Origin of the sequence: Parascardovia denticolens DSM 10105 = JCM 12538 (assembly GCF_001042675.1) — a bacterium.
In the GTDB taxonomy this organism is placed as follows: domain Bacteria; phylum Actinomycetota; class Actinomycetes; order Actinomycetales; family Bifidobacteriaceae; genus Scardovia; species Scardovia denticolens.
In genome coordinates this window covers 225,488-248,689 of sequence record NZ_AP012333.1, presented here as the reverse complement: position 1 = coordinate 248,689, position 23,202 = coordinate 225,488, and the positions used below count along the sequence as shown (strand labels likewise).

Annotated in this window: 24 protein-coding genes, 1 tRNA gene and 1 pseudogene; 10 read left to right on the top strand and 16 right to left on the bottom strand. The window is 52.8% G+C overall.

Annotated features, from left to right (window positions below; all coding sequences use genetic code 11):
* Positions 1-131 precede the first annotated feature (131 nt).
* From PSDT_RS01090 to PSDT_RS01075, 4 genes are all read right to left on the bottom strand, one after another.
* Positions 132-593 carry a hypothetical protein gene (locus PSDT_RS01090; RefSeq protein WP_006290723.1) on the bottom strand — a complete coding sequence of 154 codons (462 nt, stop codon included), beginning with the start codon at positions 591-593 and terminating at the stop codon, positions 132-134.
* Between the two features lie 118 nt (positions 594-711).
* Entirely contained in the window at positions 712-1,704 is a 993-nt protein-coding gene (locus tag PSDT_RS01085) for a polysaccharide deacetylase family protein (RefSeq protein WP_036737473.1), read from the bottom strand.
* Complete coding sequence (locus PSDT_RS01080) at positions 1,697-2,281, bottom strand: sialidase (protein WP_223293595.1); 585 nt, start codon at positions 2,279-2,281, stop codon at positions 1,697-1,699. The genes PSDT_RS01085 and PSDT_RS01080 overlap by 8 nt, the downstream gene beginning before the upstream one ends.
* A gap of 91 nt (positions 2,282-2,372) precedes the next feature.
* A complete protein-coding gene (locus PSDT_RS01075; RefSeq protein ID WP_143828314.1) occupies positions 2,373-3,731 on the bottom strand; it encodes a glycosyltransferase in 1,359 nt (452 codons plus the stop codon).
* Between the two features lie 516 nt (positions 3,732-4,247).
* On the opposite strand from PSDT_RS01075, the pseudogene PSDT_RS01070 reads away from it, so the two are divergent.
* Positions 4,248-5,722 (top strand): annotated as a pseudogene (locus PSDT_RS01070) (amino acid permease).
* Positions 5,723-5,958: 236 nt separating this feature from the next.
* Here PSDT_RS01070 and PSDT_RS01065 read toward each other — a convergent pair.
* A complete protein-coding gene (locus tag PSDT_RS01065) occupies positions 5,959-7,545 on the bottom strand; it encodes a hypothetical protein (protein WP_143828313.1) in 1,587 nt (528 codons plus the stop codon).
* Positions 7,546-8,181: 636 nt separating this feature from the next.
* Positions 8,182-8,460, bottom strand: coding sequence for a type II toxin-antitoxin system RelB/DinJ family antitoxin (locus tag PSDT_RS01060; protein ID WP_006289550.1), 279 nt, complete (start codon positions 8,458-8,460; stop codon positions 8,182-8,184).
* A 401-nt stretch (positions 8,461-8,861) separates the two neighbouring features.
* On the opposite strand from PSDT_RS01060, the gene PSDT_RS01055 reads away from it, so the two are divergent.
* From PSDT_RS01055 to PSDT_RS01045, 3 genes are all read left to right on the top strand, one after another.
* The gene (locus PSDT_RS01055; protein WP_006289549.1) at positions 8,862-9,161 is read left to right on the top strand and encodes a hypothetical protein; all 300 of its coding nucleotides are present in this window, start codon (positions 8,862-8,864) and stop codon (positions 9,159-9,161) included.
* A gap of 15 nt (positions 9,162-9,176) precedes the next feature.
* A complete protein-coding gene (locus PSDT_RS01050; RefSeq protein ID WP_006289548.1) occupies positions 9,177-9,584 on the top strand; it encodes a hypothetical protein in 408 nt (135 codons plus the stop codon).
* Positions 9,585-9,774: 190 nt separating this feature from the next.
* Positions 9,775-9,848 (top strand) — tRNA-Lys (locus tag PSDT_RS01045).
* 80 nt (positions 9,849-9,928) lie between these two features.
* On the opposite strand, the gene PSDT_RS01040 is transcribed toward PSDT_RS01045, so the two are convergent.
* Both PSDT_RS01040 and PSDT_RS01035 read right to left on the bottom strand, forming a co-directional pair.
* Positions 9,929-10,720 (bottom strand): hypothetical protein, encoded by a 792-nt coding sequence (locus PSDT_RS01040; RefSeq protein ID WP_006290731.1) that lies wholly within the window; start codon positions 10,718-10,720, stop codon positions 9,929-9,931.
* Between the two features lie 65 nt (positions 10,721-10,785).
* Positions 10,786-12,108: a relaxase/mobilization nuclease domain-containing protein gene (locus PSDT_RS01035; RefSeq protein ID WP_006290732.1), complete on the bottom strand. Its 1,323-nt coding sequence runs from the start codon at positions 12,106-12,108 to the stop codon at positions 10,786-10,788.
* A gap of 24 nt (positions 12,109-12,132) precedes the next feature.
* Here PSDT_RS01035 and PSDT_RS01030 point away from each other — a divergent pair, with 24 nt between their 5' ends.
* Both PSDT_RS01030 and PSDT_RS01025 read left to right on the top strand, forming a co-directional pair.
* Positions 12,133-12,537, top strand: a complete 405-nt coding sequence (locus PSDT_RS01030) for a plasmid mobilization protein (protein ID WP_231859828.1) — start codon at positions 12,133-12,135, stop codon at positions 12,535-12,537.
* A gap of 194 nt (positions 12,538-12,731) precedes the next feature.
* Positions 12,732-12,935, top strand: a complete 204-nt coding sequence (locus PSDT_RS01025; RefSeq protein WP_006289545.1) for a hypothetical protein — start codon at positions 12,732-12,734, stop codon at positions 12,933-12,935.
* A gap of 27 nt (positions 12,936-12,962) precedes the next feature.
* Here PSDT_RS01025 and PSDT_RS01020 read toward each other — a convergent pair whose 3' ends face one another.
* From PSDT_RS01020 to PSDT_RS01000, 5 genes are all read right to left on the bottom strand, one after another.
* Positions 12,963-14,003 (bottom strand): restriction endonuclease subunit S, encoded by a 1,041-nt coding sequence (locus PSDT_RS01020; protein ID WP_006289544.1) that lies wholly within the window; start codon positions 14,001-14,003, stop codon positions 12,963-12,965.
* A complete protein-coding gene (locus PSDT_RS01015) occupies positions 13,996-15,864 on the bottom strand; it encodes an HsdM family class I SAM-dependent methyltransferase (RefSeq protein WP_006289543.1) in 1,869 nt (622 codons plus the stop codon). The genes PSDT_RS01020 and PSDT_RS01015 overlap by 8 nt, the downstream gene beginning before the upstream one ends.
* Before the next feature lie 368 nt (positions 15,865-16,232).
* A complete protein-coding gene (locus tag PSDT_RS01010) occupies positions 16,233-16,649 on the bottom strand; it encodes a hypothetical protein (protein ID WP_006289542.1) in 417 nt (138 codons plus the stop codon).
* A gap of 29 nt (positions 16,650-16,678) precedes the next feature.
* Positions 16,679-17,044 (bottom strand): ribbon-helix-helix protein, CopG family, encoded by a 366-nt coding sequence (locus tag PSDT_RS07980; RefSeq protein WP_006289541.1) that lies wholly within the window; start codon positions 17,042-17,044, stop codon positions 16,679-16,681.
* 213 nt (positions 17,045-17,257) lie between these two features.
* Positions 17,258-17,611 carry a hypothetical protein gene (locus PSDT_RS01000; RefSeq protein ID WP_006290735.1) on the bottom strand — a complete coding sequence of 118 codons (354 nt, stop codon included), beginning with the start codon at positions 17,609-17,611 and terminating at the stop codon, positions 17,258-17,260.
* Between the two features lie 469 nt (positions 17,612-18,080).
* Between PSDT_RS01000 and PSDT_RS00995 the strand changes: the two genes are divergently transcribed.
* A complete protein-coding gene (locus PSDT_RS00995) occupies positions 18,081-18,638 on the top strand; it encodes a recombinase family protein (RefSeq protein ID WP_006289539.1) in 558 nt (185 codons plus the stop codon).
* A gap of 189 nt (positions 18,639-18,827) precedes the next feature.
* Here PSDT_RS00995 and PSDT_RS00990 read toward each other — a convergent pair whose 3' ends face one another.
* Complete coding sequence (locus PSDT_RS00990; protein ID WP_006289538.1) at positions 18,828-19,160, bottom strand: hypothetical protein; 333 nt, start codon at positions 19,158-19,160, stop codon at positions 18,828-18,830.
* Between the two features lie 171 nt (positions 19,161-19,331).
* Here PSDT_RS00990 and PSDT_RS00985 point away from each other — a divergent pair, with 171 nt between their 5' ends.
* The 3 genes from PSDT_RS00985 to PSDT_RS00975 all read left to right on the top strand — a co-directional run bounded on the left by PSDT_RS00985 (position 19,332) and on the right by PSDT_RS00975 (position 21,987).
* On the top strand, positions 19,332-19,673 hold the full coding sequence (locus tag PSDT_RS00985) for a hypothetical protein (RefSeq protein WP_223293592.1): 342 nt from the start codon (positions 19,332-19,334) through the stop codon (positions 19,671-19,673).
* A 21-nt stretch (positions 19,674-19,694) separates the two neighbouring features.
* Positions 19,695-20,846, top strand: a complete 1,152-nt coding sequence (locus PSDT_RS00980) for a hypothetical protein (RefSeq protein WP_006290737.1) — start codon at positions 19,695-19,697, stop codon at positions 20,844-20,846.
* A gap of 133 nt (positions 20,847-20,979) precedes the next feature.
* The gene (locus tag PSDT_RS00975) at positions 20,980-21,987 is read left to right on the top strand and encodes an aggregation-promoting factor C-terminal-like domain-containing protein (RefSeq protein ID WP_223293591.1); all 1,008 of its coding nucleotides are present in this window, start codon (positions 20,980-20,982) and stop codon (positions 21,985-21,987) included.
* 120 nt (positions 21,988-22,107) lie between these two features.
* Here the strand turns inward: PSDT_RS00975 and PSDT_RS00970 are convergent, their stop codons facing one another.
* Together PSDT_RS00970 and PSDT_RS00965 are read right to left on the bottom strand one after the other, a co-directional pair.
* The gene (locus PSDT_RS00970; protein WP_006289534.1) at positions 22,108-22,878 is read right to left on the bottom strand and encodes a DUF3800 domain-containing protein; all 771 of its coding nucleotides are present in this window, start codon (positions 22,876-22,878) and stop codon (positions 22,108-22,110) included.
* A gap of 103 nt (positions 22,879-22,981) precedes the next feature.
* Positions 22,982-23,194 (bottom strand): hypothetical protein, encoded by a 213-nt coding sequence (locus PSDT_RS00965; protein ID WP_006290738.1) that lies wholly within the window; start codon positions 23,192-23,194, stop codon positions 22,982-22,984.
* Positions 23,195-23,202: the final 8 nt, after the last annotated feature.

Genomic DNA, 23,202 nt, shown 5'->3' with positions numbered 1-23,202 from the left:
CAAAGGCCAGGCCCGCGCAGCTCAGGGGCTCACACAAAACACAACGCACATCTTGACCCACAAAAAAGCAAGCGACTCTTTATCGAAAGTCGCCTGAGAAAAGAGGCGCTAAAATCCCGTGCTCTCATCTCCTACTGGACGGATTTCACGGCTGAGACCACGTCGCTATTCACTTCACGAATACGGGGGTCTGCGTTCATCTGGTCCAAGGTCATCCACACGCACTCGCGGGAGCCAATGGAAAACGTGTCCTTTTTCCATGTATCCGGAAGCTTTGCCAAGGTGGCTTGGTAAATGTTATAAACGTAATAGCGTTCTTGGCCATTATGCTCAGTTGACGGTTTACGACTTTCATGACTGGTCTTGAACACAAGGCGTATCGAGTTCAGGGGAACACCATACTCCTTGCTGAACCATTCCCGCACATGCTTTTGATCGGCATCAGAATGTTCTTGCGTTCTAACGTTAGGGAAGAAATCGCAATCCCAACCCGTATCTTTATAAAGCAAATACCTGCTAGGAGAGCTGCCATCAGTGAGGGCAATAATCGAACTCCTTCGTTCAGTCCTGTCCAGATTCATGATATCTCCCATCAGACGATTGCTATCATATGGCTTGAACACGGTTATTACAAGATCGCGTAGGCATCCCACTATCAGTATAACCCAAAATTCAGCGCAGGGACTCGCCCAAGAAGGCGCCAACAAACCCCTACCTGATCCACGGCTTGACGGTCTTGTTCCAGGAGGATTCCCCAACAAGCACGCGGGAAAGCGGGGTCTTCAGGACGTTCCGGTCGGTAATCTGCGCATTGGTCAGCACGCCCCCATCAAGGCCGAAAGTAATCATGCCCCGCTGGGTGAGAAAGTGCTGCGTGCGCGTGGTGCTCTGACCGTAAGGATAGGCGAAATAGATGGTCTCCTTGCCCAGCTCTGCGCGCAAGGATTTCTGGAAGGAACGGTAATCCTGAGTGAACGGCTCATACATGTCCGGCCAGGTGAGCGCCGACCGGTTGTTGATCTGGTAATGCATGTCGTGGGTATGGGCGCCGACGCTGACCAAGGGGTCGCGGCTCAACTGCTTGATCTCGCTCCAGGTGGCCATCTTGCTGCCTTTGTCGTACTCGCCGGTGATGGCGGACACGATGAAGACGCTGAACGGCATCTTGAGCTTCTTGAGCAGGGGGTAAGCGTTGTCGTAGACCGTCTGATCGAAGTCGTCGAAGGTGATGACCGCATACTGCCTGTTCACCTTCTTGCCTTTACGCAGCATGGCGGTCATCCGCTCCAGGGTGATCACCTGGATCTTGTGCTCGCGTAGGTAATTCATCTGGCTCTCGAAATCCGAGTAGCTCAGGGCGTAATCATGCAGCTGCCTGTTGTTGGACAGGGCCTTGGAGACAGTGGTGGCAGCGGTGTCGCGCAGGATCCGGTGATAACAGAGGATCATGATCCCGTTCGTCCCGCGCTCGCTTCGCGGCAGGGACCCCGACGTGAGTTCCTGGCGAACCTTCTCCTCCCCTCTGGCGCGCGCGTAGGCGGTGACGAGAGCGAGGACCAAGGCCAGGACCAGAACGACCGCCGTGAAAATGTGCCAGGACCTCTCCCGGGCCTTCATGCGGCGGGTGCGGCGGTCTTCGATCTTGGCGTTCCGTGGGGACTCTTGCGGGGAACCGCTTAAGGACTCACTTGGGGACTCAGGCATTCCGGCCTCCTTCTTGCGCATCGCGGGCGGCCGACTTCGCCTGGCTCGCCTTGATAATCTGCTTGATCTGAACGAACATCATCCGCACAAAACCGATCACGCAAACAACCAGGATGATCCACAGGACCGTCTCGAAAGTGGAAGAGAACAGGTCCGGATCGCAGTTGAAAAGGGTATAGAGACTGACCAGGCGCTCGTCGCCGCCGCCCGCGAGGAAGAAGACGAAGATGGCGATGAGGATGAGCTGGATGACGTTGATGGTCACCACGAAGAGGATGGCCCCGGCCCGGTTCCCGATCCGCTCCCACTTCTCCCGTCTCTCTTTCGCCTGAGCCGCCGCCGATTCGTCAACGCGGGCACCGAGTGGAGCGTCTAGGGGAGCACTCATGGAGGAATCCGCGGAAGCATCCATAGGGGCGTCTACGGAAGCGTCGGGAGAAGCGTCTACGGAAGTGTCAGGAGAAGTACCAGCAGAAGTGTCAACCGAGGAATCAACCGGAGTATCAGCAGAAATCTCGCTAGGAATATCGGTAGGCATCACATCCGGCGCCGTGCTAGGCATCGTGTCATTCATCATGTCGGTCATCGCCCCTCTTCGAAATCCGCTCCGAGACTTTCGAAAAATACCACTTCCATGGCCTTACGTGTCTTAACCGTACTCAACCCCCTCATTCGATGGCCCCCCGGTCCGAGTCCCCCCAAGCCGCAAACTTCACATAATCGAACATGTGATACATGGCGACCATGGTGACGACGATGGTATAGAGCCAGTAAAGGTAGAAATATATGGGCAGGAGCAGGATGGACCCCCGCGGGAAAACGATCTCTTTAGTCTTTATGTTGACTATGCGGGCCATCAGGTAACAGACCACGGTGGAGATGAAGTAGAGCATGAGCACGCTCATACGCAGTTCCAGATTATGGGAGAAGAAGAGGTCCGCCACCATGCGCAGGAGGGAGTAGGCCATGAGGACGATCCAGACGTAGGAAAGCATGGCGTCCAGAGCGACCATATGCGCCCCCAGAGTGAGGCGGTTGAAATAGCCGAAGCGCTTGCGGGAGACCTCCACCCCGCCCCGGGACCAGCGGACGCGCTGCTTGACAAAGCCGGAGACCGTCTCGGGAACATAGATGTTGCACAAGGCCCGCGGCTCGTACCCGCAGGTGTAGCCTTCGCGGTAAAGGCGCCAGGTGATGTCGATGTCTTCAGTGAGGGCGGACGGGTCCCAGCCTCCCACCTTGCGCAAGGCGGAGCGGCGGAACATGGTCAACACGCCGGAGACGGTGAGGACGTGGTCGAAGAAGAAGTATTGGGCGCGCTTGATGAAATCGATGCTCATGGCGTATTCCAGCCACTGCAGTTTGGCGATGATCTTCTGGGTGTTGAGCACGCTGGGGCGGCCGGTGACGGCTCCGGACTCGGGGTGGCGCTCCATGAAGTCGACCAGGTAGCCGATGGCTTGCGGGTGGAAGTCGCCGTCCGCGTCCACGCAGAGCACGTACTTGGCCCGGCTCTCTTCGACCGCCGTGTTCAGCTCTTTGGCCTTGCCCAGGTTCTTGGGGGAGGCGATGGCGGTGATGTTGGGGTAGGTGGCTTCCAGCTCCCGCATGACGGACAGGGTGTCGTCCGTGGATTTGTCGTCGATGAGGACGATGCGGTAATTGGGGTAAACCGAGCGTTCGAGCGAATCCACGGCCGACCGCAGGACCAGCTCTTCGTTGTAGCAGCTCATGACCACGTCCACCGTGGGCATGTCCGTGGCGGACCGGCAGGACGGCGTGGGCGCGAGCACCTGCCCGCTGATCGCCGGGACTGCAAGTTGGGCCGCTGTGGGCTGGTCCGCTAAAGACTGTGCTGCTACGGATTGGGGCAGCTCAGTGGCCTGAGTGGAGGCGGATTGGGCCTCCACCTGCCGCCCCCCGGCAGACTGATCCGTTTTTTTGTAGGCTGAGCCCTCATACCCGGTCCGCGCTCCACGGGCGGCCCAGTTGTAGAAAATCGTGCCGATAAACCAAATAACCGACATGACGATAGGATAGTAAACTTCGAAGTTCCCTAACAGAATGAACCTCCATCCTCGGCCTTGACTCCTTAAACAGATTAACCTCAGAGCCTGACCTTCTTGGTCCTGTTCCCCCGGACTTTTCCCTCGGGAAAATTCGGACCGCGCTGAACCCATCTGCGGATATACCAATTTGACATATCTCTTTGACACATCAATCATACCCTCTGAGCATGGCCAGCGATCAGAGGGAGCCATCGACCATGGCGGACAACCACTTCCTGCGGATGATCGGTCTTTGCGGAGAATCAGCCTCTGTGAATAATCAGTACTTGCGAATAATCAGCAGCCGTGATAAATCATCTTTCCCCCCCACTCCCCATCAAGCCAGAAATCATTTTTATAGCGAAGTTTTGGTATATTTCCATAGCTTATGGTTGGATACAAACAATACGACCAGGCATCAAGACGAACATGGACTGGTTGCGGCTACGGAACCGACCCGGAATGGGTGAGGTATGAGCGAGATGGGTGGACGGTATGAACGAGGATGATTCCACAGAGGACCCTGCCGACGAGCGGTCAATACAGACGGACTCCCTGCAAAGGCACATGACCGTCCGGCACCTGACCATGATCTCCATCGGTGGGGTCATCGGGACCGGGCTTTTCCTCAGCTCCGGCTACACCATCAAAGAAGCGGGACCTTTCGGGGCCGTGCTCGCCTATGCTGTGGGATCCATCCTGATTTACTGCATCATGCTCTGCCTGGGCCAACTGTCCGTGGCCATGCCCTACGCCGGGTCCTTCCACTTGTACGCGAAGAAATTCATCGGCCCTGGGACCGCCTTCACCGTGGCGGTCCTCTACTGGCTGAATTGGATCATGGCCCTAGCCTCCGAGTTCACCGCCGCCGGGATCATCATGCGGCACTGGTTTCCCCGAAGCCCGACGGCCTTGTGGAGCGCGCTCTTCATCGGTCTGGTCCTCGGCCTGAACATCCTGTCCGTAAGGATTTATGGCGAGGCGGAGTTCTGGTTCGCCAGCGTCAAAGTGGTCACCATCGTGATCTTCATCCTGGTCGGTCTGGCGGCGATTGTGGGGGTCCTCCCCCTTCACGCGGGTGGCGTTGGAGCCGGAGAGGCTGGGGGCAGTACCGGCGTCGGCCACGCTACCGGCCTGATCAATTTCACCAAAGACGGGCTCTTCCTCACCGGAATCGCCCCCGTTTTCTCCACCTTGCTGACCGTCATCTTCGCCTTTTCCGGAACCGAAGTGGTGGGTGTGGCCGCCGGCGAGACCAAAGACCCAGGGAAAGCCATCCCCCGCGCCATCCATAGCACCGTTTTCCGCCTGACCGTCTTCTTCATCGGATCCATCGCCGTCATGGCCGCCCTCATCCCTTGGAAGAGGGTCGGAGTGGGCACCAGCCCCTTCGTCCTGGTCTTCGAAAGCATCGGCCTGCCTTTCGCCGGGGACGTCATGAATTTCGTCGTCCTCACCGCCCTCATCTCCCCCGCCAATTCCGGGCTCTACGTCTGCTCGCGGATGGTCTGGTCCCTGGCGCGCGAAGGCACCCTCCCCCGCTGGCCAAGACCAACTTCCACGGAGTGCCGGTCTGGGCCGTGCTCATCAGCATCGCCGGCAGCCTGCTGGCCCTCCTGTCCAGCGTTTACGCCGCCTCCACCGTCTATCTGGCCCTCGTCTCCATCTCCGGCCTGGCCACCATCCTCGTGTGGATCTCCATCGCCGTGTGCCAAATCCTCTTCCGCCGGCGTCTGATCGCAAGCGGGAAAGACCCCTCCGATTCCTCCGCCCTCGCCTACCGCACGGCCGGATACCCCTTCACTCCCCTACTGGCCATCCTCATGTGCCTGGGAGCCTTGGTCCTGGTCGCCCTTGACCCTTCGCAAAGGCCGGCCCTGCTTGCAATGATCCCCTTTATAGCCGCCTGCTACGCGATCTACTACCGCAAAGAGATCCTTCTCTTCCTGCGGCGGAGGCTACGGCGCTGAAAAGCTGAGGCTGAAGAGCTGAGGGACTGAAAGAAGGACTAGAGGGAACGGACACAAGCTAAGGCGTGCGTATGCATTGTTATGCATAAGGAAAAAGAAACCGAAACGAATTGAAGCCAACCGACCATTACGATCAGTTGGCTTCTATCATTCGCCATCCGTGCAAGCGGGTGGTCAATCACCTGTCATGCGGTTGATCACCCGCCGGTTGTCACTGGGTGGCGACCAGGTGTCACTTACTTGTTCTCTGGCCTCTGCTTGCGGCGGAAAGCCAGGGCGACACCGGCCAGAACCAGCACGGCCAAAGCGACGCCGGCCAGAGGCAGGATACTGACGCCGGTCCGGGCCAGTTCCTTCTTGGGAGCGGGCTTGACGGCCGCAGGCTTCACGCGGGGAGCGGGCTTGGGGGCCGGCTTCGGAGAGGCGGGCTTGGCCGGCTGAGAAGGCTGGGAAGGCTTCGGAGCGGGGGTCACCGGGGTTGGAGCTGGCTTCGGAGCAGTATCCAGATGGTAACGGGCGGCCAGGGGCGAGGGAGCCTGGTTGAAGGCCACGGTCCGCACGCCAGCGGCTGCGCCGAAGGTGGAGAAGAGAACGTCACTGGTGGCTCCAGCGGCAGCGGATGGATGAGGCTCCATGTAGAAGGTCAGATCCATCTGGGAACCGATGCCGGCGACGAAGACGGTGCCGGTGGGAGCGCCGTCCAAGGCGTAGCTTTCCAGGCCGGTCGTGTCATAGTAATAACCGCCGGCGGCGTCCAAAGCCAAGCCGCTGTTCGGCGGCTGAATCATGTTGATCTTGTTGCCGGGGAAAGTCATCTTCTCGCCCTGACGATGGTCGATGTCGGAAACGACGGTGCCCAAAACCACCTTGACCGGGTTGGACTGGGCGTCCAGGAACTCGATCTTCAGCGACACGCTGTTGGCGCCAGAGTAATCGAAAGCGATGGAGGACGGAGCGGAATCATGACCGTAACCGACGTAGAAGGTCACGTCCCCATTGGGCGAAATTCGGTTGATGTTGGTGACCGTGTAACGAACCTGCAGCTTCTGCCCGTCGGAAGTCTGTGCGGCGTTGCTGAAAGTGAACTGGTCGCCTTCCTTCAAGGACTTGACCTTGTAGAGGGGCTTGATGTCGCGCCAATCCTCGGTGGACGGTTCAAGCTGGGCGTTGGAGGTGACCTGGGTGTCCTTGGTGTAGCCGACGCTGGACAGCACCTTGACCGAGGGGTCGGTACCGGCGTAGACCACGCTCATGTTCTTGTAGAAGTCCTTGCCCTTGGCGGCGTTGTTGAAGGAACCGGTCACGTAAAGACTGTTGGCGTCATCGGAGGCCATGGCGGATTTCTTGATCTGGTCGATCTGCGCCTGACGGGAGCTCTTGCTGTCGTTGTAAGCCTTCATGTTGGCTTCCTGCTTGGCGGTGACGTCGTTGAGCTGCTTGATCTGCTGGGCGTAATCGTCGGAGACCTCGGCCTGGGACTGCTTCTGCTGCTGCGGGTCCTCGGTCACAGTGACGCCGGCCTTCTTGGCGCGGGCGACCGCCTGAAGGAGCTGATCCTCAGTGGTCTGGTTGCCGGCGGCCTGCTGGGAAGGCTGTGCGGACTGAGACGCCTGAGCGGACTGGGAATTCGCCGGGGCGGCCGAGGCGAACTGCGCGGGCATGGTCGCGAAAGCGAAGGAGGCCGCCGCGGCTGCGGCGATGACAGCGACGAGCTTCTTGCTCATATTCCGCTTCTGCGAGCGCTTCTTGAGATGGGCCGAGGCCAGGTTTTCATCCTGAGCCGATGGCTGGGCCGAAGAGAGGAATCCGTCCTTATACTTCAATTTTCCTCCTTTGTTTGAACCGACTTCTTGTCTGCAAGAACTCCGTTCATCATCCCGTCGCGCCACGTTATCCATATCCCGTATCCCGTTGTGACCACGAGGTAAAGTCCCGGAGTTCAGAGCCGACCGTCCGGACACGACATTGGAAATCATTCAAATGATATAGATTTATCTTCTCATTTGTCGTCATTCGTTATCATTTGATTATCATTCAAATGTTTGCCGGTATTCGAAACATGTCGTCGCGAAAATCCTTGCATTGCGCACACCCAAGCCGTCAGAACCGAAGCCTTAGGCCTCTGTCTTATCGTTTCGAACATCAGATTCCGGTTTTCGATTCTTCGGGCTGGGGACGCAACTACCCTTTACCGTACCAAAAGGCCGGGAAGATGAGGGAAGGAATCCTTTGCGGAATCCTCTGCCGCTGTCCACATGCTGGCTGAACGCTGACCGAAGATGGTTTGGCGGTGGCGTCTAGGGAGAGCCGCGAAGCAAGCGGATACAAGAGGATAATAATCCGCAGACGATTTCTTTTGCCTTGTTTGATATCCCCTACTTTGCTTGATCTCCCGCGCTCTGTTTATTTGCCGTTTTCAGCCTTTGGATTGATCGGTGAATTTGACCTCGTATTTCATTTCATACGTCCACGTCCAACGCATCCTTGAGATCATCCATACCGGTATAGCCTTTGACGTTGCTGTCGGAGGCGATACGCCGGCCATCCTTGATGGCCGCCGCTGTCGTCCTGTTGGGTGTGCCCAGTTTCGGGGAGAAGGGGATGCCGTTTTCGCGAATGACCGCCCTGAGGAACATGTTGATGGCGCTGGTCATGTTCAGTCCTAGTTCGGAGAAAATCCGCTCTGCCCGTTTTTTGACATCCTTGTCCGTTCTGATGTTCAGGTTCGTGGTGGTCATTGCTGATGCCCCCGTTTTTGATGATAAGTGTAGAGGATTAAAGGATCATTCGTTTAATGACAACATATTGTCATCATATCCGAATATCCGATGTGGTTGCAAACATCCCTCGATCGTCACACGCATAATCCTTGCTCATGGGCAGATTCCCTTCAACTCCCATTCGCTCCCCCTCAATTCCTGTTCAACTCCCCTTCGGCCCCCTCGCCTTCCCTTCTGCTCCCCTGTCTTCCCATGAAGATTCTGCTGAAAATTCCCGCCTCGCAAAGGCGTCTCATGGTTTCCGGTGGTGGCAGCGGTATCCGGTGTTGTTTTCCACCCGGCACCTTGGTTTTAAAAGCGGATGATAAGGGTGTGGGTCGGAAGGCCCGGCGCACATCAACGAAAGGAAGACATCTATCATGCCTGAAAACCCGTCTGAGATGCACGACAATCCGACCGCGGACCCTGCTTCCCCCTCCTCCAAAGAGGACAAACCCGCCTCCCCTCAATCAGCTCAAGTAGTGGAGTCGGACCGGGAGGAGGACCTGTTTGACATGTCTACACCGGAATACGGGGGCAATGATCCTATCAGCGCATACAGTGTCCTGGAAGCGGTCAACCTCGTATCCTCCACTCCACAAGCAGCTGCGCCACTCGTACAGCCGGGCCTGATGCAGATACCGGAAGCACAGGAGCGTCCCACAAGGACAAAAAACTAACGGAAAGGAACCATCATGATTGATAAGACGAAAATCAACGAATATACCGCTCCCTCTGGCGAATCCTCATCCGACAGGCTCACACGCAGCCAATTGAAGGAACTGGGCGGGCATGTCTGGCAACTGTATGAGGCGATGTGGGGCGCGAATGGCAACGAGTTTCTTACCCGAGGTGATTTCGTCGCCTTGGATTATGACAATATTGATCTTCATGAGGCTGTCACCCATCTTGGGTTGAATGACATGCAGCTGACGGGTATCTCGGATTTCATTGACGAGGATCTAAGAAACGCGGATTGGGAATCCTATCTTCTTGAAGAAGATGATAGCGAGGATAATGAGAAGGATGATGCCCCTCTTGTATCGGATCCGCTTAGTGGATTGTCCTCTGCCGATTCCTTCTCCTCCGGCTTCTCACGATGAGTATTGCCAATCTTCATGGTTTTCCTGGAACGATTCTCCCAGTCCTGCGCTGCTCAGCGACCTTGGCTGTGCTCCAGGATTCGAGGGAATCGTTCCAGGGGAATTTAACGTGTGCGCCTCTTTTGCTTGTGTTTAGTTCGACTCGCTGATTACGTTTTTCGATGGGGGTCTTGTATAATGTGGTGGTGTTGCCCCCGTAGCTCAGTTGGTTAGAGCAGCGTCCTTTTAAGTCGTGGGTCCAGAGTTCGAGTCTCTGTGGGGGCACGCTTCTTTTTTACTTTTGTTTCCGGTGCCATGCGGCCTTTGTCGGGTGCATGACACCAGAGAGTTTAGCGAAAAATAGGTTAGCTGAATAGTAGATGGATTGCATTTGCCACAAAAGGTAGCAGTGTCGTAGCAGTTTCTGTTGAGTTCTTTAAAATGCCAGCAAGGGTCTCAAGTTTCTCAGCAAATGATTTTTTATCTTTATTCTTTGCTGCTGTGTCGAGTTCTTTAGCCGCTGATTCTGCTGCACTCTTGTCTTTCTCGCTCACATTGCTGAGCTGCATAAGAGCGGAGATTGCCGCATTAATTGTGGTTCCCTCAATGGCTGCATTAGCATTAGAGTTTGCTTGATTGTTGTTGTTGATAATTATATTTGGCAAGGAAGTGTTTGGGTGCTGATTCATAAAGTCTCCTTCCGCATAGTGCCGACCGTCATCCGTAACTTGTACAAGGTAAGGTCTGTTGTCTGCCCACCGCACATCGATTAAGCCTGCGTTAGAAAGTTCCCGGTAATATCGCGGATCCGCTTCGTTAGTTCTTACAAAGGGAGTTTCTCCATTCTCTTGAGACTCTTGCTTATGTCTATCTTCAACGGCAAGTTTCATCATGAGTTCATCAGCAGCATCACTGACACTCTTGAACTGCTTCCGTTCCTTCCTGGCTTTATTATAGTGTTCCAAACCAGCTGGAAGCATTCCATGAAAGCGCAAAAAACTACCCAAGGATGAATCTTTGACGTCAACCATATTAGCTGTTTTTAAGTCATCTAGCGCAGAATATTCAAACGAGTTTGGCTCATTGAAGACTCTATCGTGGTTATCTCGGCAGATAGTCAGCACGGCTTCTTGCTCTAAGCTCAGACCGTTCACCATTTTCCTTTCTTTGATACCAATATTTTCATCCCCTCTCACCGTTTATTTTATCTACTCTCTTTGATTTAGCGGAGACGAGAACCCGTCTTTTCTTGCTGTGATAGGACGAACCTCTTTTCATCTCCCTTGTCTTGGATACTGTTCCAGGTGATTCCGTAGGAGTTGTAGAGCTGGTCGAACCGGCGGACAGCCTGGTTGACTGCGTGTGGGTCGTCGAGATTGAAGCGGGTGTCTTGGAGGATGGTGAAGGCTTGGTCGATGATGCGGCACATGTCATGTACGGTAAGGTTGTCGGCTTGTTTTTCCGCGCCTTGTCTCATGACGGGTCTGTGGTGGTTCATGCTGGCTTGCCATTCCAACGCGGCCAGGCGTGTGCTGCGCGGATCGGTGGCCCAGTGGCGGCGCAGCTGTTTGAGGGTGAGTTCTTTGCCGAGGTCGTAGGCGTTGAATCGTTGTCGCCATCCGTCTGCGCTTTTCCATGTGATGGTGTAGCCGACGACCTGGCTGGCATTAGTGAAGTCTCCTTTCGTGACGCCTTTCTTCAGTCGGGGGTCGATCATGAGTCCTTCCCTGCGTATTCTGCGGATGAACTCGTCCTCGCTGTGTGAGTCTTTGGCCAGGGCGGCTATGAGGAGGCCGAGTTTCTGCTTGGGCATGGTATCCGCTTTGACCTGTTTGGCCAGGTTTTGCCGCTGCCTGGTGGTGAGCGTGCTCCAGTCGCATCCAGGGTGGGTCTCATCCCAGTCGTGGCGGGCTTTCCATTGGGCCCATTCCCAGTATTCTGCTTGTTGGAAGCGGATGACCTGCCGGTTGGCGGTGTAGTCCAGGGCTTCCAGATAGGGGTAGGCTTCTTCCATGCTTCGGCAGGCTTCTTGTGCTTGGATCCGGTCGTGGTAGGGGTTGTACCAGCCTTCTTTCCCGGCGAGGTTGACCATGAGGTGGATATGGTCGTTGCCGTTCTTGGATAAACCGTGCCGGACGGCTATCCATGTCGCCTCGTCCAGGCCCATGCGTTTCAGGTAGTCTTCCGCTAGGCTAACCCACTGTTGGTCGGTGAGGATGTCATGGCCGGCTTTAATGGCCAGGCTGCAGTGCCAGATCCTGTCCTTGCCGCTCTGTTTCTCCGGGTTGCGTTTGCCTCGCCGGTCGGGAGGATTATCCTCCCCCTCCCGTTTCAGTCTCAGGTAGTTTCTGTCGAATCGTCTCTCGATCTTCCGGAAGCTGTCCGCCGGCTTCCCGTCCAGGTCGAACTGGCCGGTAAGGTCGCTGCTGGCGGCGATCACATGCTGGTGATGATGCTCGTTGGCGCGTCCCGGGCCGAAAAGATACCTCAAGAGTCCTGCGGGGCTGCTGCCTCTGGTGATGTTCGGAATCATACTAACCATCATGCGAGCAAGAGACACAGCAACCGGGTGGAAACCTCCTTCCACCCAGGAGGAAAGCCATTTTCTGCGATGCTGATAGGTATGGAAATCAGAGGAACACACAACCAAAAACACTCTCACAATACTCCGCGGAATAAAGAGATCCATATCCGCGTGACCGAACACCAGCTTTCAAACATACGACGGAAAGCTCGTGAAGCCGGCGTCAGTGTGAGCAAGTATCTGATAGCCCGTGCTCTCATTGAGCAGACCATCCACACCGAGCAGGAGGATGCGAAGAACGCCACGCTCCAAGCGATCCGGGCGGAGATCCACCGCATCGGAGTCAATATTAATCAGATAGCGCATCGGGTGAACATGGGCGGGAAAGTCGATATTCCTACCATCGAGAGACTTCTGGAGAAAGCTGATTCTCTTATTCCGGGAAAATAGCTATCATTTGATTTTAGGTTAGGCTTGATTAAAGTCTGCCTCGTTTTGTTCGCTTGGTTATGAAGGATGCCTTCAGATGACAGACACTATCACTATCTTTACCGAACATATCTTCCCGAAGTATAAGCCGGACGAGGTGATGAGGTCGCATATGGAGGGTATAGACGATCCGACTTTGAAAGAGTTCCTACTGTATGTCTGAGAGTTGGTGCTTCGTACACGCGGTCGCACAGCTTGACTCGACAGGTTTTAGTTTGAGATACTTGAAAGATAAGCAGGGGCGCTTCACCCAGGATCGTTCACTGTTCGTTAATGATGGGAAGCTGACAACGTATCTGGAAAAGTTCGTCAATCAACTTGAGCAGATTGACTTCAATATCATGATTGACATTTTATGAACAATTTGTCGTATTGAAATATTTTTTTTAAATCCTATCTCCATATGGTAAAGATTCTATATATGTCGCCATATATTCCCAATTTGGAATTCCCGAGGGCAATGCAGGCAATTTCACTAAAGTATTTTCCATATTATCTACTGTCCATTTTCGACCGTAGGAGTATCGATATTTTTCCTGTTTAAGAATTGTGCAAAGAAACAAAGCCGAATATTTGTTGAAGTGCTCGGTCTTCTTTCTCAGATATAGGACATTTACATCATCGGTCGCCCAGAAGGGTCGCGGTTGATAAAAAGCTTCTCCGATAGACCCATTGTAGCTTAACGATATCGTATTACCTTCATGCATAGGTCTTTGTCCAATTCGATTGGCAATACCATTATTAGAGTCTATTGCTCCGATATATGGCGTATCTCCTTTAGTTTGATCTTCTGAAGTCAATCGTTTCCCTTTTTTAATTTCGAACAATCCTTTTTCACCGCCAAGCTTGAACCATTTCCACTTACTGATATTCGGCAGCTCTGAATTGGCACTTAAATTTTGCGTCATTAATGATTCGTCAAGAGGGCTTTTGCCCTCTCTCTCTTGATCTGCGATAGTTTGCATGTAGGTGTCCATCCATTGCCAATCAGGTTTTCCTGAGTTTGTGGTGGGAAGTTTGATTGAAAAGTCTCTTCTAATGTGTGTGTTTAATTCTCTTCCAAAAGCCACGAACCGATACTTACATTCTTCCATAATTATTGTCGAGAGAAATAGTTTAGCTTGAGTAGATATTTTGTCAGAGAGATGTAGCACTGCGACATTTTGCGATGTGTAGAAGGGCTCTGTTTGCACACAGGTGTGGCCTAAAGTCCCGCCTAAAGCAATAGTCATATCTCCACCTGGATATGGTTCGAGATCGTCGAGTAAGTCTACACGTCCCATGACTCCATTGTTTGACCCTGTTCTGCCGACGAATAATACTGTGGGCGAGTCAGTTGACATTTTGGAAAAGTCCAGTTTATTTCCCATGGATATTGTGCAAATATCTTTTAGAAGCACCCGCTTCCATTGAGATGTATCAAGCATTGGTATCAACTCCATTCCGGATGAGATAAGCATAATAATCGCGTATAGTTTGCTCGAAATTCTTTTCGTTAAGTTTTGAATAGTCTGTTTCCATATATGCTTCTGCCAACCATTCATCGTTGTAAGTGACTTTATGTGTGACAGAAAGTCCGGCTACTGTTTTCCGATTCCTATATAGATTCAGCCATTGCTCTTCAGTCTGTGCCCAAAGACTGTTCCCTTGGGAATCTGTCTGTTCCACTCTGCCCAGCCCTTTTCGTTTGATGAATTTATCATCTTTGAAGTAGCCAAAGAATGTTTCTCGATTTGCTTTTTCATGTTTTTGGCTTAAATCGAAAATCATGCAGCAGGCCACCGCTGATGCTCCTGGGTAGAACATCTCGTTGGGGAGGCTAAATACCGCATCCAAGGTATAATTTGCTAACATTTTCTTTTTGAAGTCTTTAATTTCATTGCTTGTCCCAATAGCGGCTTGCATCGGCAATAGGACAGCCATTTTTGCCGTAGGGTTAACATGTTTTGCAATGTATTCAACAAAGTGGATCCCTTTTGAGGGGTCTTCTTTTTTAGTCTTTCCCCATTGTTTGACATATGCTGGGTCACAAAACTTCTTCGTTGCATTGTATGGAGGATTCATGAGTACTGTGTTAATATCGTTGCTTTCAATCCATTTCGCTTTGTTAAACATGGAGTCTTGGATGATGTTAGAGTTTCCATCGCTATGAATGAGCATGTTCGTTGAGGATAATCCGTACGCTCCATCTTCATATTCGATTCCGTAGATCTGTTCACGTTTTACTTTTTCCCGTTCCTCTTCCGTATCGCAATCATCCATTGCATCTACCATCGCGCGAACCAGGAATGCCCCGCTGCCGCAGCAAGGATCAAGGACTCTGGAATTCTTGCTCACGCCAATTGCTTTACACATGAAATCGCAAATATGATCTGGGGTGAATGCCTGGTTTTTATCTGATTTTCCTACATATTTGTTGAATGTTGTGAAGAATAGATTGAGGAGATCTTGTCCTGCGGTGTTCTTGTTGTTGATGTAGGGAACGACGTTTGAGTCGATGTATTCGAGAAGTGTTCTCAACTCTATATAAGACAAACTTGTTACATCTTGGTCGCCAAGGACTTTATTATTTAGAATGGCCAGTTTGCTTGCTCTATTAATGCTTCCACTTTTTGCGAGTAGCCCCTCTAAGATTTGCTGGATACCCTTAATCACAACTTCTGTTTTAGGCATGCTTTTGCCTGTTGAAGGATTAGGCCTTTCCTTGATATCCTCGTACACTAATCCGTTTTGCAGAGCGAGTAAGCAGGTACCAACGAACTGGCTTCGCAGGTGTTCATTAATCCCATCTGAATGGAGCATGACGTTAAGCTGTTTGATTGAGTCTACGACTTTAATACGGTCGTTGACTTTCCCAAAACATAAATCTTCATACTCTTTGAAGCTAAGTATCTTATTCTGACCATGTACTTTATGCTTTTCATCGATGATTACTGACTGGCCGTACCATGTCCAGACTTCATCGCCTTCCGTCTCAGCTAAGATAGCAACAATTTTTTTGTCGCTATAGATTTTTTCCCACTTTACGTAGTTCTGTAGCTGTTCTTCAATTTCCTCTTTGTCCCATTTATTAAAGCTGTTTTTAGTCTCAATCAATATGGCAAGCCTATCGCTTTCGAAGCGAAGGTCTAAGAACTCACTGAGCCTGCCCCCCCCCCGCATAGTACGGTAATCGTTAATGTTCTTGCCGACGTTCGCCAGAGCTTTGTTATAGCTGAACTCATCGTTTTCTATATTTGAGGTCAGATACTCCACTCCTATAGTCTGCTGAATTTTGCTTCTTTTCATTTTGTCTTTTCCTATAATGCTAATACTTAAATGTCAATATTACACACGCCTTTGGCACTCGGGTTCTTCCACTCCCCTCCTCTTTTCCGCCGGTTTCCGGCGTAAAGAAGCGTTGGAGGGGTGTGGGTTGGCGGCGTGTTTTGTGGATACAAAACGTCTAGCTTGCTACCCCTGAATGGAATTATTGTTTTCCTGAGACACATGGCTCTTTTCAGGGGCTGTTCAGCTGTCGACATGCATTAGCGGGATTTGAATGATTGCGGTTGTTCTCTTTCGTTTGTTTTGTTCGTTCCGTTTTGATTGCGTTGAGATGATTTCAGTGATTCAAACACATGTATTTCGATGATTCACTGGGAGGGTCGCGGTTTTCAGTCCATGATGGCCGCTTCGTGCGCGCCGCCTTGGATCCAGGTGTCATAGAAGGGGTATTCGGAGCGCAGACGGTACATGATACAGGCGCGCAAGGCCCAGGAACGTCCTCGGTAATGATAGGCGCAGACCCTATCGAGATTGGTCAGGGTCTCTTGGGTCAGACGCACGGACACATTCCTCAACGGTGAATTCGAGATGAGCTCGGAATCGTGTTTGATGGCGTAGCTGTATCGCTGTTCTTCAGTGGCGGGGATGACCCATTCCCCTATCGTTTCCCTTACATACAGGTCGATGGCGCCCCGTAGGTAGTATGCGATGCTCTCATGTCGTTTCAAGGACAAATGAAGAAGCATGATGTAGGCGGGGTCGGAAAGACGAGTGGTGATAGTGATAACTGTATGGGGACGTGGCATGATGATTCCTTCCTTAATCGTCTGTTCGTTTAATCTTCGGCTGGGTGAAGTGCTTCAAGGATGCATACGCGTAAGGCGTGGGCAGCGGACGCTTGCAGATGAGTGCAGACTTGGCAGAGCTGGCCGAAACATTCGGCATCAAGCTTGACGGAAATCTGTGGAATGTCCTTCTGCCCTTTGAAATAATCGCTTTCCTTACGCGGATACTCAGCACGTTCCTGCTTGCTGGCTTCGATCAATTGGCAGAGCCCGTATTCTTGGACATATCGGCTGATAGCTTCTCGCATGTAGTGGCTGTTATTGATTCCTTCCACTCGAGCCTTACGGTCAAGCTCTTTCTTATCCTGACGAGTCAATCGGGTCGTAATAACGACGACTTCTTTGTGATCATCCATGATGATTCCTTTCTTTAGCGCATGGCCAGTATTTAGATAGCTTCGTTTTCATCATGACAGGATTTCCCGTGACCGTCGGGTGGAACTTTCCATATCGTAATCCGATTGCGATGGGTGGTTGTCCTATTGTCTTCACCGGTCTCTCCTCGGCTCCTATTTTGTTGGTGTGGTTTGGGGAGAGACTGGTGAGTATCCCTGCTCTGTTTGGGTGGGTTATTCGTCCCATTCGGTGTAGTACCAGATGTCGGCGTCCGACTCGTCTTCCAGCCTGCTGGCCAGGTGGTCGAGTCTCTGTTCGGGGCGGGTGGAGTGGTTGAGGATTTCGCAGACGTGCTTATACAGGCTGGGATGGGTTTCCGCCCAGTTCATGAGGATGTAGTAGACGGTATGAACGCTGGGGATGGTGTAGCGGGTGAAGATTTCCTCGGCCAGGTTTTCCTGTATGCGTCCCCATTCGATGTCATGGTATCCTCCGCCCTGGTAGTCGTCTGCCGTCTGTTCGGCGGCATGGAGCATCCTCTCGTTGATGTCGTTCCTCATGGTCGTGAGTTGTTGTGGAGTGTACATGTTTTCTTCCTTTCTTGAAGTGGTGAGGCCTGAAGCGCAGGATGCTTGTGCGTCGACATTCCGAGGCGAGGGCGCTTCTATCATGGCCGGTCTGCCACTGACATGTCAGTGGCAGATCTGTTAAGAGATAGCGCCCGAGTCTCGTGGTATGGCGGCGGCGGGCTAGCCTGCGACGATGGGATCACCACTCTTCCATGAACGGACTGCCCTGATGGAGAACGGTTTCTGATTTGGCTGCTGGGGAGGATGCTGTGATGGAGATGCAGACAGCGGGAGGGGGATCGCCGTTCGGGGATCCCCCTCCTTCCTTTGCGCTCGGATGTCAATGGTGCGGTTGTGTCATAATCGTCCGTTTATGACACAACCCTTTTTCCTCTTCAATGGTGCGTGAAAATCCTGTTCCATAACCCGTCTCTTTTTCTATGTCTCATAAGCCTATCGACTCTGTCTTTTAGTACACTTGAGGGTTATGAGAATCGGGTATGCCAGGGTCAGTACCTCTGATCAGAATATCGTTCTTCAAACAGACGCACTAGAGAAGGCTGGCTGTGAGAGGATCTATGCTGATCGGGGTGTATCGGGGACGAAGTCAAGCAGACCGGAGCTTGACCGTATGATCGCCGCGTTGAGGGAAGGCGACGCCGTTGTTGTCTGGAAGTTGGATCGGCTGGGCCGTAGCGTGCAGGACCTGGTTACGCTCGTCGATGGTTTCCGCAGGAAGCAGGTGCAATTCATCTCCTTGACCGAAAGCATTGATACGACCACGACCGGCGGGATTCTCGTCTTCAACATTTTTGCTAGTCTCGCTCAGTTTGAGCGTGACTTGATCGTGGAACGCACGAATGCGGGATTAGTTGCCGCACGAGCGCGGGGGCGCAAGGGCGGCCGGCCTCGCAAGCTCACGCCGGGGAAGATCAAGAAGATCCGTGAACTGTATGGTCAAGGCGATCTTTCAGTTGGTCAGATCGGGAAACTCTATGGTGTAAGCCGCACCACCATCTATAGGCTTCTAAGCAGGAAAGGCTGAGGGTGATGAGCATATGGTTGGGATGATTCGTCCACTATGATCTGATGTACCGATCATAGGCTTGTAACCCCTGGAAGTGTCTTATCAGTGCGGGGCTTTGACTTAATCGACTGTTCTCTGCATTTTCCTGGACAATAAAATAGGGGCTCCGATGAGGAGCCCCTAATCTGCTTGTTTTCTTAGTTCTGATTAGTTGTGAGTGAATCGGGTGATGATGGGGATGAGAAGGATGAGGATGACATCAATGATGATGCAGGCGATGAAAGTGGCGTGAAAACTGGTGGCGAGTACACCATCGAGGCAGTAGAGGGCGAGGACGGCGGACACCGCGGCGATAATGTAGCAGATGATGCTGGCGGGCTTGCGCGCTTGCGCGCTATGGGTCTCGTCGTCATCCTGGTCGGCGGTCACCCACAGCTGGTGGCCGAGGAGGGTCAGGGCGAGGCTGATGGCGAGGAAGATGAAGACTCCTGCGTAGGCGAGGTTTTGGTTGGCGATAATCCATGTGAACATGCTGGGCATAATGCACTCCTTAGCTTGAATGGTTTACGCTTCCCATGATGTCAGGTTTCCCCATGACCGTCGGGTGGAAAAGAGCGAAGTGAGGATCCATTTCCACCCGGCGGCCTGCTTGTTTTCTGCGAGGATGGGAGAGTCACTGGAAAACAGTTTTCTCATGGAAGGATGCAAGTCATGGGTGATACGGATCGTATGGTGCGGCAGATCGGCAGGCAGGCGGCCCGGTTGAAGATAGCTCGCCAGCAGGCTCGGCTGGATTTCGAGACTGAGTATATGGAGGCTGTCAGCCAGGTTATTTTGCTGTCTGATCAGTTGGCTGATAAGAGGCAGCAGGTATCTGATTTGAAACGGCGGGCGAAGCAGGTGGGCGTGGATCGCTCTGAGTTGAGTCTGTTGGATGAATCTGTCCAACAGGCTGCTCGAAATGTTTTGCACGCTGATAGTGTTGAAGATGATAATACGCTGTCCCAAGCGCCGGAAGATGAGGGGGATGCGTCCTCCGGAGTGGATGAGTGACCTGGAAGAGGGGGGCGTGTGATGGCGTTATTTGATTATAGTGATGAAGCTGTTGAGAACCGGAAGAAGCATCCGGTCAAGTCGCGTTTGGCGATGATCGCTTTGCTCGTCATCGCGGTTATCGTGGGTGGCGCTTATGGTGCCTGGGATTCCTGGCGGGATAGGCAGGAGTCTTTGCCCGCTGGTCTGACCGCTTCTTCCACCCCGACCCACAAGGGCAGGAAACAGGCGGAGGAAGCATCGCAGTGGAATGGGTTACGGCAGGCAGGACTGCCTTTGCCAGGCGCATGGTCGTCCCAACGGTTCGTGTTGGGATCGAAAGGGGAGGAGTATATCAAGAAGGCTGATCGCGGTGGCGTTCCGAGCAGCTGGTATATCACGCTGCCGCATGACACGTTTTCTTCCGGCTATGTGGCGTTGAAGACGGTCAATGACCTTATCGACAGTAAGACCTCGGACGCGGTGTGGGCGGCTCGTATGCGCGAGAATTTCCATGCCGTGCCCGGTCATGAGGATTCGTATTACATGCCGAACGCGCCGCGCTACTGGTGGGCGCAGCGCAAGTTCGCTCCGAACACGCTGTGTACGGATCATGACGCGGCTCTGGAGGGAGTGGTCACCGGCTTGCCCTATCCTGATTCCGATCTGTGTTCCGCTGATGGGCTTAACCGGAATACTACTGAGACGGAGAACGATACCAGTCTGATCAGTGTGCAGCCCCGATATTTCTACTATGGGGCGAAGCAGAAGTTCAATTTCCCCACCCCGCAGGGGTTGTCTTTGCCGTCCACCGTGGATCCGCAGCTGATCCTGCAGAGTTATTTTAACGTGGTGACCATCCCTATGGATGACGGCTTGTGGCATGTGACGACGTACTGCCCTGCCGCCATGCAGGCGAATAACGTGTACGCCAAGGATGGGTATCCGGAAATGTTCACGGATAAGAATGGCAAACCGTATGACAAGGTTCTGACCAAGAGATTATGGGAGTCCGGTGGGTTGGAGAAATCGTATCTGCCGGAGGGGTCGCTAGGCTTGCAGGGCCCGTCCGTCATGTCTTTTCATGGTTCGAACTATACCGGTTATGGGCTGCCGTCCGCTCCGTGCGTGGTGACGGAAGTGGCTGTTGGCGGGCAGACTCCTTCCTGGCTGATGGATACCAGTGATGATTAAGCATCCCCGTCCACAACATTCTGCCACCCGGAAGGGTCGGATGTTCCTGGCCGGTTGCCTGGCGGTGATGGTTGGCTTGCTGTCCGCGTGCGGGCCGCAGGATATGACGGCCATGCTGAATGGCTGTTATGATATGCCGACCGTACTGTCTATCCTCTTTTCTTCCGGCTCCTCCTCCGCCCCCGCACCGGGGCAGGGTGCCAGCACGGCTTCGTTGCCGGTAGCGGATAATGCGACGGTGGAGAAGTACGTGAAGTATGCCGAGGATATCGCCGACGATGATTCTCACGGGTATTCCCAGTCACGCCGGAACGGGAATCCTGATTATGATTGCTCCTCCCTGGTCTGGTACGCGCTGAAAGCCGCGGGCTTCACGATGGTTCCTTCGTATCCTTTCGCGACCACGGGGATGGATGCGGCTTTGAAACGGATGGGATTCCAAGAATTCTCCTGGGGTGGCAACCTCAGCAGGCTGCAGCGTGGGGATATCCTGGTGAACGCTGCCACGCATACGGAGATTTATGAGGGTCAGGGACGTTTCATCGCGGCCCATTCCGCGGAGAATGGCGGCATTGACGGTGCTCCTGGGGACCAGACGCATCATGAGATCAGCAGTGAGCCATCATCCGGAGCGGGTAAAGCGTATCTGAATGCCGCTTACCGGTATACCGGCGCGCTCAAGCCTGCTGTTTCCACTGCCCAAAGCACCGTATCCACGGCCTCTTCTCCGGCGTGTCCGGCGGCTGGTACCGCCACGGTTTCCGCCGCCAGCATGGATATTGACAAGGATTATCACGGCGATGGGAGGCATGCGACTCCCATGCAGGCGAAAGCCTTGGCCAAACGGTATATCAGCCAGGCGTATAAGGATTGGGATGATGACAAGCAGTGGAACGCCCTGGTATGGGTATGGGAGCATGAGTCCGGTTGGAGGTGGGATGCGACCAATCCTTCCAGTGGCGCTTATGGTATTCCCCAGGCTTTAGGCCCTGGTCATTCCGGGGCGAAGATGGCTTCCGCCGGTGATGATTGGCATGATAACGCGTTAACCCAGATCAAGTGGGGTTTGCAGTACATCAAGAGCCGCTACCATGATCCCTTCGGCGCGCAGGCATTCTGGCAAACACACCACTGGTACTAGCCCATCTTTAGGTACAAAGATGAGTTGACAACTTTATCGCTCACCATTACAATAGGTCTTACGCCGTGACTGCGCCACATTGCAGGTTTGAGGGTACACCCCTCGACACGGCGTCTATTTTTATCTGATTCTTATTGCTCTATGAGGTACAGATACGATTCCATATCCGTTTACATCTCCTTCGGGACTCTTTCTAAAGTTATCTTTAATCTTGTTATAGAAACGATCATCATTCTTGGATACCATCCGGTAGACGGCGCCTGCGACTAAATCAGCAAATTGGACTCCAACACTATGATGGGATGCTGCTATGAAAAGACCTTCAACAAGATTATTGTAATTTGAACGATGTGCATCATGATTATTCAGTAGTTGATAATGGAACTCATCAAGTTGCTTATTCTGCCATTGATTTCTCTCATCAATCACAATCATGCCATAAATATTGGTCCCCGTTGTTGCCCTACCCATATCTTGTAAGTAATACTGGAACCTCTCACAAATGACCTCGAATGCGTCATGATATAAATCCTCAGCATCATTTGATGGATGCCGTTGGTAGTACGCTTTCGTATCTACAACGGCGGCAAGGAGGCGAAAGCTCTTAGTCCGTGCGATGATCTGATACAAATCATCGCGTAGATTATCAAGCTGATTTTGGTCTAGATGCGATGTAGGTGTCGTTCTTTTTGCCAGTGGATGATAAATAAAGTATCTCCACTTAATCTCGCCGTCAACGTTATATTCCTTTTTTGTTTGGCGAAGATTTCTTTGAAGCGACTTCCATTGTGCTTCGGGGACGATGATACCACCAAGCACAAAATAGGGGCTTTTGCTCACGTCATTTTTATTCGGAGCTGTTCCGCTCTCGTCAAGAAATAACATCTGCATAAGCTTTATCCTATCTCACTGGGAAGCCATAATACTTATGTCTTTAGAGGATACCGCCATGTATTTGTGTAGATGCAACGCAATCATTCCACAGTAAAACCGCTTACTCGTTGTAGGGTTCTGCGGTGGTGTCGATGTAGGGTTGGTCCTCGTCCTCTCGGGAGTTCTTGTACATCCAGACGCCTGTCTTGATGATGATCAGGGCGATGGTGATGCCGAAGAGCCAGGGCAGGAACGCTGTGAAGAGTTTCCCGCATATCCAGATGAGGATGACGATGCCGGCGATGAACCCTATGAGTTTTTCCATTGTTTCCATGATGTGTG

Bases quoted from the DNA above. Each gene is read 5' to 3' on its own strand.
- PSDT_RS01090 (WP_006290723.1), bottom strand. From the start codon at position 593: ATGGGAGATATCATGAATCTGGACAGGACTGAACGAAGGAGTTCGATT.
- PSDT_RS01085 (WP_036737473.1), bottom strand. From the start codon at position 1,704: ATGCCTGAGTCCCCAAGTGAGTCCTTAAGCGGTTCCCCGCAAGAGTCC.
- PSDT_RS01080 (WP_223293595.1), bottom strand. From the start codon at position 2,281: ATGATGAATGACACGATGCCTAGCACGGCGCCGGATGTGATGCCTACC.
- PSDT_RS01075 (WP_143828314.1), bottom strand. From the start codon at position 3,731: ATGTCGGTTATTTGGTTTATCGGCACGATTTTCTACAACTGGGCCGCC.
- PSDT_RS01060 (WP_006289550.1), bottom strand. From the start codon at position 8,460: ATGACCACCACGAACCTGAACATCAGAACGGACAAGGATGTCAAAAAA.
- PSDT_RS01055 (WP_006289549.1), top strand. From the start codon at position 8,862: ATGCCTGAAAACCCGTCTGAGATGCACGACAATCCGACCGCGGACCCT.
- PSDT_RS01050 (WP_006289548.1), top strand. From the start codon at position 9,177: ATGATTGATAAGACGAAAATCAACGAATATACCGCTCCCTCTGGCGAA.
- PSDT_RS01040 (WP_006290731.1), bottom strand. From the start codon at position 10,720: ATGGTGAACGGTCTGAGCTTAGAGCAAGAAGCCGTGCTGACTATCTGC.
- PSDT_RS01035 (WP_006290732.1), bottom strand. From the start codon at position 12,108: ATGATGGTTAGTATGATTCCGAACATCACCAGAGGCAGCAGCCCCGCA.
- PSDT_RS01025 (WP_006289545.1), top strand. From the start codon at position 12,732: ATGTCTGAGAGTTGGTGCTTCGTACACGCGGTCGCACAGCTTGACTCG.
- PSDT_RS01020 (WP_006289544.1), bottom strand. From the start codon at position 14,003: ATGCTTGATACATCTCAATGGAAGCGGGTGCTTCTAAAAGATATTTGC.
- PSDT_RS01015 (WP_006289543.1), bottom strand. From the start codon at position 15,864: ATGAAAAGAAGCAAAATTCAGCAGACTATAGGAGTGGAGTATCTGACC.
- PSDT_RS01010 (WP_006289542.1), bottom strand. From the start codon at position 16,649: ATGCCACGTCCCCATACAGTTATCACTATCACCACTCGTCTTTCCGAC.
- PSDT_RS07980 (WP_006289541.1), bottom strand. From the start codon at position 17,044: ATGGATGATCACAAAGAAGTCGTCGTTATTACGACCCGATTGACTCGT.
- PSDT_RS01000 (WP_006290735.1), bottom strand. From the start codon at position 17,611: ATGTACACTCCACAACAACTCACGACCATGAGGAACGACATCAACGAG.
- PSDT_RS00995 (WP_006289539.1), top strand. From the start codon at position 18,081: ATGAGAATCGGGTATGCCAGGGTCAGTACCTCTGATCAGAATATCGTT.
- PSDT_RS00990 (WP_006289538.1), bottom strand. From the start codon at position 19,160: ATGCCCAGCATGTTCACATGGATTATCGCCAACCAAAACCTCGCCTAC.
- PSDT_RS00985 (WP_223293592.1), top strand. From the start codon at position 19,332: ATGGGTGATACGGATCGTATGGTGCGGCAGATCGGCAGGCAGGCGGCC.
- PSDT_RS00980 (WP_006290737.1), top strand. From the start codon at position 19,695: ATGGCGTTATTTGATTATAGTGATGAAGCTGTTGAGAACCGGAAGAAG.
- PSDT_RS00975 (WP_223293591.1), top strand. From the start codon at position 20,980: ATGCCGACCGTACTGTCTATCCTCTTTTCTTCCGGCTCCTCCTCCGCC.
- PSDT_RS00970 (WP_006289534.1), bottom strand. From the start codon at position 22,878: ATGCAGATGTTATTTCTTGACGAGAGCGGAACAGCTCCGAATAAAAAT.
- PSDT_RS00965 (WP_006290738.1), bottom strand. From the start codon at position 23,194: ATGGAAACAATGGAAAAACTCATAGGGTTCATCGCCGGCATCGTCATC.